Annotated in this window: 11 protein-coding genes; 1 reads left to right on the forward strand and 10 read right to left on the reverse strand. The window is 45.8% G+C overall.

The genetic code is table 11. The annotated features are described in order from the left end of the window. Positions 1-47: 47 nt before the first annotated feature. From gatB to LOR49_RS08655, 10 genes are all read right to left on the reverse strand, one after another. Entirely contained in the window at positions 48-1481 is a 1434-nt protein-coding gene (gene gatB, locus LOR49_RS08610; RefSeq protein WP_240376038.1) for an Asp-tRNA(Asn)/Glu-tRNA(Gln) amidotransferase subunit GatB, read from the reverse strand. A gap of 14 nt (positions 1482-1495) precedes the next feature. Next, positions 1496-2953 (reverse strand): Asp-tRNA(Asn)/Glu-tRNA(Gln) amidotransferase subunit GatA, encoded by a 1458-nt coding sequence (gene gatA / locus LOR49_RS08615; RefSeq protein WP_240376040.1) that lies wholly within the window; start codon positions 2951-2953, stop codon positions 1496-1498. Between the two features lie 15 nt (positions 2954-2968). Next, positions 2969-3259, reverse strand: coding sequence for an Asp-tRNA(Asn)/Glu-tRNA(Gln) amidotransferase subunit GatC (gene gatC / locus LOR49_RS08620; protein WP_240376042.1), 291 nt, complete (start codon positions 3257-3259; stop codon positions 2969-2971). A 95-nt stretch (positions 3260-3354) separates the two neighbouring features. Further along, complete coding sequence (locus LOR49_RS08625) at positions 3355-4557, reverse strand: CamS family sex pheromone protein (RefSeq protein WP_240376043.1); 1203 nt, start codon at positions 4555-4557, stop codon at positions 3355-3357. Between the two features lie 30 nt (positions 4558-4587). Further along, on the reverse strand, positions 4588-6594 hold the full coding sequence (gene ligA, locus LOR49_RS08630; RefSeq protein WP_240376045.1) for an NAD-dependent DNA ligase LigA: 2007 nt from the start codon (positions 6592-6594) through the stop codon (positions 4588-4590). A 53-nt stretch (positions 6595-6647) separates the two neighbouring features. Continuing rightward, entirely contained in the window at positions 6648-8858 is a 2211-nt protein-coding gene (pcrA, locus tag LOR49_RS08635; protein ID WP_240376093.1) for a DNA helicase PcrA, read from the reverse strand. A gap of 84 nt (positions 8859-8942) precedes the next feature. Beyond that, complete coding sequence (pcrB, locus tag LOR49_RS08640) at positions 8943-9632, reverse strand: heptaprenylglyceryl phosphate synthase (RefSeq protein ID WP_240376047.1); 690 nt, start codon at positions 9630-9632, stop codon at positions 8943-8945. Positions 9633-9753: 121 nt separating this feature from the next. Beyond that, the gene (locus tag LOR49_RS08645) at positions 9754-10056 is read right to left on the reverse strand and encodes a YerC/YecD family TrpR-related protein (protein ID WP_240376049.1); all 303 of its coding nucleotides are present in this window, start codon (positions 10054-10056) and stop codon (positions 9754-9756) included. Between the two features lie 10 nt (positions 10057-10066). Beyond that, a complete protein-coding gene (locus LOR49_RS08650) occupies positions 10067-11131 on the reverse strand; it encodes a DUF3048 domain-containing protein (protein ID WP_240376051.1) in 1065 nt (354 codons plus the stop codon). 73 nt (positions 11132-11204) lie between these two features. After that, entirely contained in the window at positions 11205-12944 is a 1740-nt protein-coding gene (locus tag LOR49_RS08655) for an adenine deaminase C-terminal domain-containing protein (protein WP_240376053.1), read from the reverse strand. Positions 12945-13073: 129 nt separating this feature from the next. Here LOR49_RS08655 and LOR49_RS08660 point away from each other — a divergent pair, with 129 nt between their 5' ends. Further along, on the forward strand, positions 13074-13343 hold the full coding sequence (locus LOR49_RS08660; RefSeq protein ID WP_240376055.1) for a YgaP family membrane protein: 270 nt from the start codon (positions 13074-13076) through the stop codon (positions 13341-13343). The last annotated feature ends 33 nt before the right edge of the window (positions 13344-13376 follow it).

The following is a 13376-nucleotide window of genomic DNA, read 5'->3' on the forward strand; positions in this document are numbered from 1 at the left end:
ATTTTAAAACCCCCTCTGGATATCATACTAACCAGAGGGGGAATATATTATCGTGCTTCCATGCCATCCAAAATCAATTTATTCACCATTTGCGGATTCGCTTTCCCTTTGGTTTCTTTCATTACTTGTCCGACAAGAAAACCGAGCGCTTTATCCTTTCCGTTCTTATAGTCTTCAATTGATTGTGGATTGTTATCCAATATCTCGTCTACAATCTTTTTCAATTCCCCTTCATCGGAGATCTGGACGAGTCCCTTTTCTTTGACAATTTGTTCCGGATCTCCGCCTTTTTCCATGAGTTCCGTGAAGACTTTTTTAGCAATTTTGCTGGATATCGTTCCTTTTTCTATAAGTTGGATAAGCTTCGCCAAGCTGTCCGGTGTTAGGGCAATATCCTTCATTTCCTGGGCATTGGCATTCATATAGGCATTCACTTCACCCATGAGCCAGTTGGCTGCCTGCTTTGGATCTGCTCCTTGGTTAATACTTTCCTGGAAAAAGTCTGACATATCCTTCGATTGGGTGATGACACCGGCATCGTATTCCGATAAATCATAATCTGCCATGTAACGGGCTTTGCGCGCGTCTGGAAGCTCCGGGATCTGTTCCTTGATCTTCTGTTTCCAGCTATCATCAATATAAAGGGAAACAAGGTCTGGCTCTGGGAAGTAGCGGTAGTCATCTGAACCCTCTTTTACACGCATCAGGATTGTTTCTTTTTTCGCATCGTCCCAGCGCCGGGTCTCTTGAAGAATTTCACCGCCTGAGAGTAATTCTTGTTCCTGGCGCTTTTCTTCAAACTCCAAGCCTTTTTGGACATTTGCGAAAGAGTTTAAGTTTTTCAGCTCGGCTTTCGTGCCAAATTCTTCTTGACCCGCTGGCTTCAATGAAATGTTGGCATCACAACGCAGCGATCCTTCTTCCATCTTACAATCTGATACTTCCGTGTACTGCAGAATTGCCTTTAGTTTCTCTAAATACGCATATGCTTCGTCCGGAGTAGAAATATCAGGCTCAGAAACGATCTCAATCAGCGGCGTACCGGCACGGTTGAAATCAACGAGGGAATGCTCCCCGTATTCATCATGAGTTAACTTACCCGCATCTTCTTCCATATGTATGCGGGTAATCCCGATTTTTTTCTTATAGCCATTCACTTCTATTTCAATCCAGCCATTCTCACCGATTGGCTTGTCAAATTGCGAGATTTGGTAAGCTTTCGGGTTGTCTGGATAAAAATAGTTTTTACGGTCAAATTTCGTCTCTTCCGCTACCTCACAATTCAAGGCGAGCGCTGCTTTCATGGCATAGTTAACAGCTTGTTCATTCAGAACTGGCAGCACACCAGGGTGACCTAGACAAATCGGGCATGTGTGTGTGTTTGGCGGGGCTCCGAATTCGGTGGAACAGCCGCAGAAGATCTTCGTGTTTGTTTTTAGTTCAGAGTGCACTTCTAATCCGATTACCGTATCAAATTTCACTTTCTTTTCCCCCCTTACAATTCCGGTTTTTCTTTGTGATGATCAGTCGCCTGTTCATAGGCGTGCGCCGTACGGTAAATGGTACCTTCCGCAAACGGTTTCGCGATAATTTGCAATCCAACCGGAAGTCCTCCTGAAAATCCACATGGTACCGAGATTGCCGGGACTCCAGCTAAGTTCACCGGTATTGTCAAAATATCATTGGCATACATCGTGAGTGGATCGTCCAGTTTCTCACCGACTTTAAAGGCGGTCGTCGGTGCGGTTGGTCCGATTACAACGTCATAGTTTTCCCAAATTTTATCAAAATCCTGTTTGATTAATGTTCTTACTTTTTGGGCCTTTTTGTAATACGCGTCATAATAACCGGAGCTTAGCGCGAAAGTCCCAAGCATAATACGCCGCTTTACTTCATCACCGAATCCTTGGCTGCGTGTTTCTTTGTACATATCAATAAGATTCGTTGCACTTTCTGCACGCACACCGTAACGAACGCCGTCAAAGCGCGCCAAGTTCGCGGATGCTTCCGAAGAGGCGAGCAAATAATAGGCAGCCACTGCGTACTGGGAATGCGGGAGTGACACTTCTTCCCAAACCGCTCCTTGGTCTTCCAGTACTTTTAACGCATCAAGTACTCGGCTTTTTACATCTTCCGCTACGCCTTCGCCTAAGTATTCTTTCGGAACGGCAATGCGGAGGCCTTTCACGTCACCCGTCAAGGAAGCTAGATAATCAGGTACCTCGACATTCGCAGAAGTGGAATCAAGCTCTGAATGGCCGGCTATTTCACCGAGAACGAGTGCATTATCCTCGACAGTTCGTGTTAATGGCCCGATTTGGTCAAGCGAAGAAGCAAACGCCACAAGACCAAACCGGGAAACACGTCCGTATGTCGGTTTCAAACCGACGACGCCACAGTATGACGCCGGTTGGCGAATCGAACCGCCTGTATCAGAGCCAAGCGCAAAAGCGACTTCACCCGCGGCTACTGCTGCGGCCGAACCGCCGCTTGAACCGCCAGGCACATGATCCAAGCTCCAAGGGTTTTTCGTCGTTTGGAAGCTGGAATTCTCATTCGAGGATCCCATGGCAAATTCGTCCATGTTTAACTTCCCGATTGTAATGGACTCAGCATGCTGTAACTTGTCAATCACTGTCGCATCATGAAGCGGTTCAAAATTTGATAGAAGCTGGCTGGCGCAAGTTGTCGTGAGACCGCGTGTCACTATATTATCTTTGATTCCGGCAGGCAGACCAAACAGCATTCCTCTTGTGTCTTCTTGTTCGAGCGCTTCATCCAGCTTTTTCGCATGGGCTTTGGCTGCTTCTTCATTCAAGGTAAGAAACGCCTGCACCTTATCATCTACCTCTTGAATCCGCGTATAAGAAGCGTCTACTAGTTCAGACACTTTTAATTCTCTATCGTGAAGCTTCTTATGTAATGATGAAAAGCTTTCTTCTAAAATAGACATGTCTTACTCCCTCCTTTACTCTAGCACAGATGGTACTTTTACTTGACCGTCTTCTTGGTCTGGCGCATTTTTAAGCGCTGTTTCCTGATCAAAAGACGGACGCTCTTCATCTTCACGAAGTACGTTTTTAATATCAAGGACGTGGGTGGTAGGTTCCACTCCATCCGTATCGAGTTCGTTTAACTGTTCGGCAAATCCAATAATCGCGTCCAGTTGTTCGGTAAATGTATCCACATCTTCTTCTGTTACCGATAGACGAGCCAAATGAGCCACGTGCTTCACCTGCTCTTTAGTAATTCTAGCCATGCCGGTCACCTCCACTAAAGTTTGACAATACATTGATAATACCAAATTAGAAAAAGAGGGGCAATACAGAAAGCTGAAGCGCTTCCTGCCGCCTCTTAATACACATGGACGTACGGATCTTCTCCTGGTTCTTTGACGACGAGCGCTTCCTGTCCGGCGGTCGATGAGATGTTGATTTCAATATCGAGTTCTGCTGGAAAACGCTGTTCCACGCGGTCCGTCACATGCTGCGTAAACGCGATCACTTCCGTCTTACTGTAGAATGTAATCGGAATTGTTAACGTTAAGCGTTTTAACTCTTGATTTTGATAATATCCTTCACCGACAACACCGACATAGTTTTCAAAGAATTGATTGATATCCTCTTTAAACTGATTAAACATTTCCGCGTCTTCGCGCTGTTCTTCCGTAGCTGATTGGGAAGGGAACAACAAGTGAGTTTCGTTAATTGACTGCCAATTCCCAATGTCGCTTTTAGGCTTCGCAGTCGCAGTTGAGATAAAAGACCCCGGCACGACGGATTCGCGTGGGTTTTCACGAAAAATCGCAAAGATAACAGGAACATTGGCAAGCGCCCCTTCTTCCCGTTCTTTGCTGCGTAATCGTTCAAGAACTTTCTCAGCTATTTTCTTTCCTTCTTCCAGGCTTGTTTCTTTTGGAATCTCTTCTTCAAGCCACGGACCATACGTGCCGTCTTCATTCTTTTGGCGGAAGTAATACACACTGTTCATCGAGAGGCCAATGACCATTCCACCTACACGGAACGTACCATCATCACTTTTCACAACGTAATTATGCTCCAGGATGTTCGATAAGACGCGCGGCTGTGAACGTTCGCGCTGCTCAAAACTCTCGCCGTTCCCAAGAGCTGGATTAAGCCCAAGCGGATTGCTGCTTCCATCCTCTTCTCCACTCGCTTCCTTGTACCTCATCAGCCAATGATTTAGCTCATTTTTTTCGATAAATTGTCCATCTCTAAAAAAATAATTCTCCTGATCAAATTCTTCTGAAGCAATTTCCTGCATCCCGACTTCTAAACGCTCTAAGTCGAGGCGGTTATAGATAACGTCGTTGTTAAAACCACGCGTTACACCATGAATATATTTACCGTCCTGAAGAATACTCCGGTAATAATGGTCGAGGCTCGGGATCTCCGGACTCACTTCTACCTTCTGCTCTTCCGTACCGTCCTCTTTCTGGTCAATGTCCACACCTTCTTCTTTCGGTTCCCAACCAGGAATACACCCTGTTAAAAAAAGGAAAGAAGACAATGCTGCTATTCCCGTTTTTCTCCACATCGCGATTACTCCTCGTTCCAGTCCTCGTTGTTAAGAACCATTTGCTTCCTCTATAAATTGAGCTTCTTCCCAAATCTCCACACCAAGTTCCTGCGCTTTCGTTAACTTGGAACCAGCTTCTTTCCCCGCGACAATGATATCTGTATTTTTACTGACACTCCCTGTGACCTTTCCACCAAGCATTTCAATTGTTTCCTTTGCGTCTTTTCTCGAGAAGTTCTCCAATGTACCGGTCAACACTACTGTTTTGCCATTTAAAGAGGAAGTAGTTGATCCCGCTGTCTTCCCGAAACCTTTATATGTCATATTCAGGCCGAGTGCTAGGAGTCTGTCAATCAAATCAGCCGCTTCTTGATTTTCAAAAAAGCTGACGATGGAGTCCGCCATTTTATCACCAATCTCAAAGATGGCCAGCAAGTCTTCACGGGAGGCGCAGCGTAGGGCATCCATTGTTTCAAAGTGCTCAGCCAAAGTCCGGGCTGCTTTTGCTCCAACAAAGCGAATGCCCAGCCCAAATATTAGCTTCTCAAGTGAATTTTCTTTTGATGCGTCAATTGCCTCCAGCAGGTTGTTGACTGACTTTTCTCCCATCCGCTCGAGCTTTAGCAATTCTTCTTTATCCAATTTGTATAAGTCATCGATTCCGCCGACCAGATGATGCCGGAACAACTGCTGAATGACTTTTTCACCGAGACCGTCTATGTTCATCGCATCCCGTGAAACGAAGTGAATAAGTGCTTCCTGCATTTGTGCCGGACATTGCGGATTTACGCAGCGAAGCGCTACTTCTCCTTCCAGGCGGACGAGGCCGCTTCCGCATGCAGGGCACTCTTCAGGCATTACAAACTCCGCCTCAGACCCGTCTCGCAGTTCCGTCAGTACTCTCACGACCTCCGGGATGATATCCCCTGCTTTTTTTACGACAACTTGGTCACCGATCTTAATATCTTTTTCACGGATTAAGTCCTCATTATGAAGCGAGGCACGCCGTACGGTCGTCCCAGCTACTTGAACTGCCCTTAATTGCGCTGTCGGTGTCACTACTCCCGTCCGTCCAACCGAAAGCGTAATGCCTTCGAGCGTGGTCACGACTTCCTCTGCTGGGAATTTATAGGCCGTTGCCCAGCGTGGACTTTTCGCTGTATAGCCAAGGTCCTGCTGCTGGCGAAGACTGTTCACTTTGATGACGATGCCATCCGTCTCATAGTGAAGATCCTGACGCTTTTCCATCCAACTGTTAACATAATCAATCACTTCGTCTATATTTTCACAGTGCTTTGTTTCCGGATTCGTCTTCAAGCCAAGTTCTTTCATGAACGAGAGCGCTTCCTTGTGGGACGCTAACCCCCGGCCTTTGTCGTCCGCAATCGCATAGAGAAAAACATCCAAATTCCGTTCGGCAGCTACTTTTGGATCCAATTGTCGTAACGAACCAGCAGCTGCATTCCGTGGGTTCGCAAATAGCATCTCGCCCGCGTTCTCTTTTGCTTCATTAAGACGAGCAAATGATTGCTTCGGCATGAACACTTCACCCCGGACTTCTATACTGACTGGTTCACGCAGATGAAGCGGAATCGAACGCACTGTTTTCAGGTTACTCGTTATATCTTCCCCGGTTGTCCCGTCCCCACGTGTTGCCCCTCTTAGGAATCGGCCGTTTTCATACGTCAGCGCCACGGCCAGCCCGTCAATTTTCAGTTCGCAGATGTAGCTGACCGGATCATGTACGGCCTGCTGAATGCGGCGGTCAAAAGCTCGCAAATCATCTTCTGAAAAAGCGTTACTGAGACTCATCATCGGTATATCATGACGTACTTTCTCAAAAGCATCAAGCGGCGGCCCGCCAATACGGACAGTAGGAGAATGACTGCTTTTCAGCTGTGGAAATGTTTCCTCCAACTGAATTAATTCCTGCATCTTTTGGTCATATTCTGCATCGGGTACAAGTGGGGCATCCAGCACATAATAATAATGCCCATACTTCTCAAGAATGCTGCGAAGCTCTTCTGCCTTTTTTTCTGCTTCTTTTACATCCATTCGTACGCCTCTTCCTTTCTGCTTACGTAATGATACCCGTATGATCTCCGAATTCACACTTTCGTAATCGGTGCAAATTTCGCATACAATCGTTTAATTCCTTCGGTCGGAAAGGCGATATCAAGCTCAATTTCCTCTCCTTCCCCTTTCATGCTGACGACCGTGCCTACTCCCCATTTTTTATGTTCTGCTTTATCTCCAACTGCCCAGTCAAAATTGCTGCCGCCTGTAGTGACAGAAATTTTTCGCCCGGTAGATGGGGCTGTCGCTGCTCTTCGTTTCCTTTCAAAAGGTGAAGTCATTTTCGTCTCTGTGCTTGTTTTCATCCATGCGGGCTGTTCTTGCTCTTCTTTGCCGTCTAAAAGCTCTTGGGGCAGCTCTTCAATAAAACGAGAAACCGGGTTCACCTGGGTACGGCCGTATAACTGGCGCATCTGTGAGTGAGTTACATGAAGTTCCTTTTCCGCCCGGGTAATGCCGACATAAGCGAGCCGGCGCTCTTCTTCCATCTCTTCTACTTCAAACAGTGTACGGCTATGGGGGAAGATCCCTTCTTCCATACCGATCAAAAAGACGATGGGAAATTCCAGTCCCTTCGCCGAATGGAGTGTCATCATCCATACAGCGCCTTCTTCTTCATCCTCTGTGTCATTAATATCTGCAACTAAGGCAAGGTCTGTCAAGAAAGCGATAAGCGACTTGTCCTCATTTTTCTTTTCAAAGTCATTGGTTACCGATAAAAATTCCTCGATGTTCTCTAGCCGGCTTTGAGACTCAAGTGACTTGTCCTCTTTTAAGGCCTGTCGGTAACCTGTTTTTTCTAATAACTCCTCAACGAGTTCCGAGACAGACAAATATTCTTGCATTTGAATCCACTGGCCTAACTGTTCGGCAAACTCTTGCAACTTCTTTGTCGGACGCGGCCCAAGCCCGATGTGAGAAGCTTCCTGAAGTGCTGTAAACATCGAAATATCCTGGCTGTGAGCATAAGCAGCAATCTTATCGACGGTTGCGGCACCGATTCCGCGCTTCGGAACGTTAATAATACGGCTTAAACTGATATCATCATTTGGGTTGGCAATCAATCTCAAATACGCAAGCACGTCTTTAATTTCTTTTCTGTCGTAGAATTTTGTCCCGCCGATCATGCTGTATTGAATGTTTGATTTAACAAACATTTCCTCCATCACACGGGACTGCGCATTAGTTCGGTACAAAATCGCAATATCGGAGTAACTGTATGTCCCGCTCTCTACTGCTTCTTTAATCTTCTCTACCACATAGGCTGCTTCTGACCGCTCATCTGCTGCTTGAAAATAGTAAAGGTTGTTGCCGTCGTCGTTGTCTGTCCAAAGGTTCTTCGGCTTCCTGCCTGGATTATTCTTAATGACGGCATTTGCTGCTTGTAAAATCTTCTTCGTCGACCGGTAATTCTGCTCGAGGAGAATGACTTTCGCTTCCTCATAGTCTTTCTCAAAAGACATGATATTTTGGATATCAGCCCCCCGCCACTTGTAGATGCTTTGATCCGAATCTCCGACGACACAAAGGTTGCGGTGCTTTTCCGCGAGTAAATTAACGAGCACGTACTGCGCCCGGTTCGTGTCCTGATACTCATCGACATGAATATATTGAAATTTCCGCTGGTAAAATTCCAGCACTTCTGGCACTTGCTGAAACAAGCGGATAGTTACCATGATTAAATCATCAAAATCAAGTGCATGGTTCGTACGAAGCCGCCGCTGGTATTCTTTGTAAACGTCGGCTGCTACCTCTTCAAAAGGCCCGTACGCCCTTTCCGCAAACTTCTTAGGTGTCTCCAGCACATTTTTAGCCGCGGAGATAACTCCTAAAATGCTGCGTGGTTCAAACTTCTTCGCATCAATGTTCTGATCCTTTAAGATTTGTTTAATGACAGAAAGCTGATCTGATGCATCCAAAATAGAAAAATTGCGGTTATACCCGATCCGATCGATATCGCGGCGCAAGATCCGCACACACATGGAGTGAAACGTCGATATCCAAATGTCTTCTGCGACCGGGCCAACAAGACGGTACGCCCTGTCTTTCATTTCACGGGCAGCTTTGTTTGTGAAAGTAATCGCAAGGATCGAGTAGGGTGGAATCCCTTTTTCCCGAATAAAATAAGCAATTCGGTGGGTGAGTACGCGGGTTTTCCCACTTCCGGCCCCCGCCATGACAAGCAGCGGTCCTTCGGTTTCCATAATCGCTTCTTTCTGCTGTGGGTTCATGCCTTCAAGCATATTTTCGATTATTTTTCTTTGCAAAACACCATCACTCCGAACATAGGTTCTTTATGTGAGTATACATTATTTTCACCTGCATGGCTACTCGCCTTTCACTGCATGAACTGTGGAAAGGGCTGCTTTTATATCGTGATAAATAACATTGCCAACTACGACTGTGTCCGCGTAAGCAGCCATCTCTCTTGCCTGCTCGGCCTTCTCAATTCCGCCCCCATAAAACAAGCGGGCATCTTTTAATACATCAGATGCCGCTTTAACAACAGCAGTGTCCCCATATGTACCACTGTATTCGATATAAAAGACAGGAAGATGAAAAAGACGGTCAGCAAGAAGGGCACTTGCCTGCACGTCCTCACGCTCAAGTGCTGTGTCCGCTTTCGTCAATTCAGCGACTTTCGCTTCTTTGTTCAACACACAATACCCTTCCGTAATAATTTCGTCCCAATCCATCATCGTACCATATTCCTTTAAAGCTTGCCGGTGCATGCCTGTTATCCAGCGAGGGTCTCCTGCGTTTAACACCGTAGGAATTAGAAAGTAATCAAATCCCGGCGTTATCGATTCCAAATTAGAAATTTCAAGCGCACATGCTACCGAGTACCGGCGGATTCGCGCCAAAAGCGCCAACGTGTTATCTAATGTCACGTTGTCACTCCCGCCGACGATAATCGCATCCGTCCCTGATTCACAGAGAGCTTCTAAGTCTGTACTTGTGATTTCTTTCGCCGGGTCAAGTTTAAAAGCATGACGCCACTCTGTATAGGAAAGCATAACTGAGCCTCCATTAGTACAAAAATCTTTAGTTTTCTCGACAACTTATTATAACAAAAAAACTGGCCTCTAGTGATAGATGAAACAGATCACCTTAGAGGTCAGTTCGCCGTTGTTTCTGTTACTTTTGTTCCTGTTCATTAAGCCTTGTAAAGACGAGCTGATAGCTGTCGTTCCCATAATGGAGGCAGCGCTTCACACGAGATATCGTTGCGGTACTCGCTCCTGTCTCTGTTTCGATCTTCTGATACGTGTACCCCTCTTGAAGCATTCTAGCGACTTCGAGACGCTGGGCAAGCGACTGTATTTCATTAATTGTGCATAAATCATCAAAGAACTCATAACATTCGTCAACATTACGAAGGGACAAAATGGCTTGAAATAGCTGATCTAATTCTTTACCTCTCAACTTGTCAATTTGCATAGACCGCACCTCACTTTATGCTCACGCTTTCGGTTAACCCGGGATGAAGAGGGACAACATTGATCCACGTTTTCCCAGGAATAAAAGCTATTTCCATCCCATCTTTTTCAGGGAGAATTCTGCCCTCTTTGTTTACCCAGTCTACTCGCAATGCTTCACCGTTTTGAAGCAAAACGCCTTGTCCTCCGCTCGTCAAATCAATATTACGACGTCCTTTTTCATCGATCACTTGATGAGATGCTTCGATAATAAAAACGTTATCAGCCGTCACTTGTGCTTGTGATAATTTGTCAAGAGAAGCCTTTTGATTACTTGCTCTTTCGTAATGCGCTTCATCTCGATTATATTGATACTGAACTGCATACCGGTCTCCGTATCGAATGTCGGCCGTTTCACCGCTTTCCCTCTGAAAAGAGCGAGCGGAATCTTCTTCCACAAACGAAACCTGCGGAATGTCGCCTTCCATATCATAGCCTTTGGTCTCCAGGCCTTCCCTTGCATCGCCATAAGATATGTACGAATTATGTGGGGCCTTGCGCTCGCTGGATCGTTTGAATAACGTATTATCATGGTATAAGCCGTTCAAAAAAGGGACCGTTCCGCTTCCAAGAATCCGTTTTGCTTCCGGGCTCCAGCCGTGGATAACGAGCAATGCATCATAACCCTGTGCTAACTGAATAAAGTAATCACGCGCACTTCTAACGGGGCCAATTTCAGTAGGCTGCTCACTCTGAAATAGCGCTAAAAACCGTGTCTGCTTTCCCTCTGTCAGCACCTCATACACAATATCCGCCTGGGCAATGCCACTTTGGGGACGAGCTGCTTCGTGATTATTAATCGTAACAGCAAAAGGCTGGACCGGGGAAACTTCTTCTGTCGCTTCTCCCGTCAATGGATGTTGTTCGTCTAAAAGCGGCTCTTCCGGCTCGTTTACTGGCTTCTGGCTTTCCATGTTTAATTCCTCTGCCATGTCTGTCTCTTCCGGCTCTGTGTCTGGTGGTTTTGAAGACGTACAAGCAGTTAAGAGAAGCACACTAAAACAAAGAGATAATCCAGTTACTTGCCATCTTTTCATATACCCATTCCTTTACCGGCGTAAAACGAAACGTCTAGCCATAGCATTTTGTCTCATAGCCTTCTTTAATAGTTTAACGCATGACAGCGGGGAAGAGAACTGTTTTTTTGTGAACATCAAAAATCCCTTTCTGTGTCACTCTTACGTACGGAAGATGCGTAGACGACAGAAAATGCACACTGTAAATGGGATCTCGGTGGGAATATCCTCGTTCTCGCAACGCTTTATCCATTTTTTCATGTTCTTCGATCAGTTCTGGGAACGGTTTCACAGACATCGCACCGAACAGTGGTAGCGGTATGCTCGCGATCAGTTCTTCATTTTCGACTAAAAACATGCCTCCTCCTTGCTTCTTTAACTCTTGAAATGCTTTCCACAGGTCTTTTTTCTCCGTACCAATTAAAATAATATCTCCCGTGTTCGTCAAGGTAGAAGCGAAACCACCAATGTTTTTCGCAAAGCCTTTTATAACGGTGTTAATTCTCCATTTCCCATGGCGGTCGAGCATGACAAAGAAACACTCATCGTGATTTTCAGAGAGAATTTCATTTGTGACATCTACCCCAATTTGGTATGGCTTTACAATAACAGAGTTAGTCAGTTCAATTCCGACCGGCATCGAAAAGTGGCTGTCCTCTTCCTTCAAATCCCAGTCATACTCATAAGGTCGTACATGATAGTCCTCCCACTTAAACGGAAGCTCTGGGTAATCCGCTTTTCCGTCACGCCACACCCACTTACCTTTTGCCATCACTGCTTCAGGGACCGGGTTCTCAGGAGATTCCAAAATGTTGAGATGTGCGATCCTTCCTGGTGCAATCATCCCTATTTGGTCGTCCATACGATAATGACGGGCAACATTATAACTTCCCATTTCATAAGCATCGATCACCGGGACCCCTTTTTCAAGGGCAATGGCAATTGTTTTATCAATCATTCCATCCTTATAAAAAGCCGGTGTCGAACCATCTGTATTAAAAATAAACCTGCTGAAGTCCGTAACACCTGCATCTAACAGCTCTTCTAATATTTGCGGCAAATCCGGACGGATCGACGAATAGCGAAGCGACGTCGTCATTCCGACATCGAGTCTGCGCAGCGCCTCTTCTCCGTTAATCGCTTCATGATCAGACGTTACCCCGAGAAGTGCCATCTGTGTCAATGTTCGTTCAGAAGCACCAGGAAAGTGTCCTTCAATCTGCTTATTCAGCTTTTTCGTGTACTGCATCCAGTGAAGAACAGTGTCGTCACCGGTCATTACTTTCGGCCACGAAGTCAGTTCGCCACCTTGAACGACGAGCGGATGCTCAAGCCACGCTTTCATTTCAGATGGAGAAAAGAGTTCATCCTCCTCCTCCATTTCCGTCTGGGCATCGTAGCGCGCCCACCAAAACATAGAGGTTGGCAGTTTGTCCAGCTCTTCAATCATTGAAAGCGCTTTCGTTTTTTCGACATTCAAAAAAAAGAGCATGTTATCATTCATGAGTGTCGTCGTTCCTCTTTGCGACGCATATTCAGCTAAAGTGTGGGGATTATATAATTGAAACGGGTGTGCATGGGGTTCAATATATCCCGGGACAATATACTTTCCCCGGCAGTCCACGATTTCCGTGCCTTCCGTTTTAGCCGGCAGCTTATCTCCAGCGTATAAAATACGGTCTTCATATATCCAAATATGGCCTTCAAGCCATGTTTTTCGGGCACTGCTTAAATAAGTTGCATGTTTTAATAAAATGGTTGGCGCCAATTCCCCGCGAATGATGGAAAGGTGCCGCCTTAACATTTGTTTGCTCCAGTGAAACTGCGTATCCATTAAGTCACCACCTGCTTTCTAGTTGTTAAGTTTATCACAAATCCCTGTAATACTCTATGAAGATGAGCTGTTTCACAAAGTTTTAATAAGTTGTTCTGTAATTATTATTCTGTCTTTAAGGAGGGTATTATGAAACCTAATATTGGCCTGTTAAACGCATACGTGCGCATTGCGTGTGGCTTGACAATGATGGCTTGGTCCACACCGCACTTAACACGCTCCTACCGCTCAGGACGTCACCTTTTCTGTGTCATGATGGGTGCAATGAAAGTAGCTGAAGGGATTACCCGTTTTTGCCCACTGACCAAGATGATCAGCGACAGCTTCTCTCAGAAGGAAACCGAGTACACTGATTCTGATTATACTCATCATGCCTCTGTTAATATGAATGATTTGTAGCATTAAAAAAGGATTCTGTCTCGAAGGACAGAA

Origin of the sequence: Bacillus piscicola, from assembly GCF_022458745.1 — a bacterium.
Lineage (GTDB): Bacteria > Bacillota > Bacilli > Bacillales > Marinococcaceae > Alteribacillus_A > Alteribacillus_A piscicola.

Coding starts and splice junctions, on each gene's coding strand:
- gatA (WP_240376040.1), bottom strand. CDS start 2,953: ATGTCTATTTTAGAAGAAAGCTTTTCATCATTACATAAGAAGCTTCAC.
- gatC (WP_240376042.1), bottom strand. CDS start 3,259: ATGGCTAGAATTACTAAAGAGCAGGTGAAGCACGTGGCTCATTTGGCT.
- LOR49_RS08625 (WP_240376043.1), bottom strand. CDS start 4,557: ATGTGGAGAAAAACGGGAATAGCAGCATTGTCTTCTTTCCTTTTTTTA.
- ligA (WP_240376045.1), bottom strand. CDS start 6,594: ATGGATGTAAAAGAAGCAGAAAAAAAGGCAGAAGAGCTTCGCAGCATT.
- pcrA (WP_240376093.1), bottom strand. CDS start 8,858: ATGCTTGAAGGCATGAACCCACAGCAGAAAGAAGCGATTATGGAAACC.
- pcrB (WP_240376047.1), bottom strand. CDS start 9,632: ATGCTTTCCTATACAGAGTGGCGTCATGCTTTTAAACTTGACCCGGCG.
- LOR49_RS08645 (WP_240376049.1), bottom strand. CDS start 10,056: ATGCAAATTGACAAGTTGAGAGGTAAAGAATTAGATCAGCTATTTCAA.
- LOR49_RS08650 (WP_240376051.1), bottom strand. CDS start 11,131: ATGAAAAGATGGCAAGTAACTGGATTATCTCTTTGTTTTAGTGTGCTT.
- LOR49_RS08655 (WP_240376053.1), bottom strand. CDS start 12,944: ATGGATACGCAGTTTCACTGGAGCAAACAAATGTTAAGGCGGCACCTT.
- LOR49_RS08660 (WP_240376055.1), top strand. CDS start 13,074: ATGAAACCTAATATTGGCCTGTTAAACGCATACGTGCGCATTGCGTGT.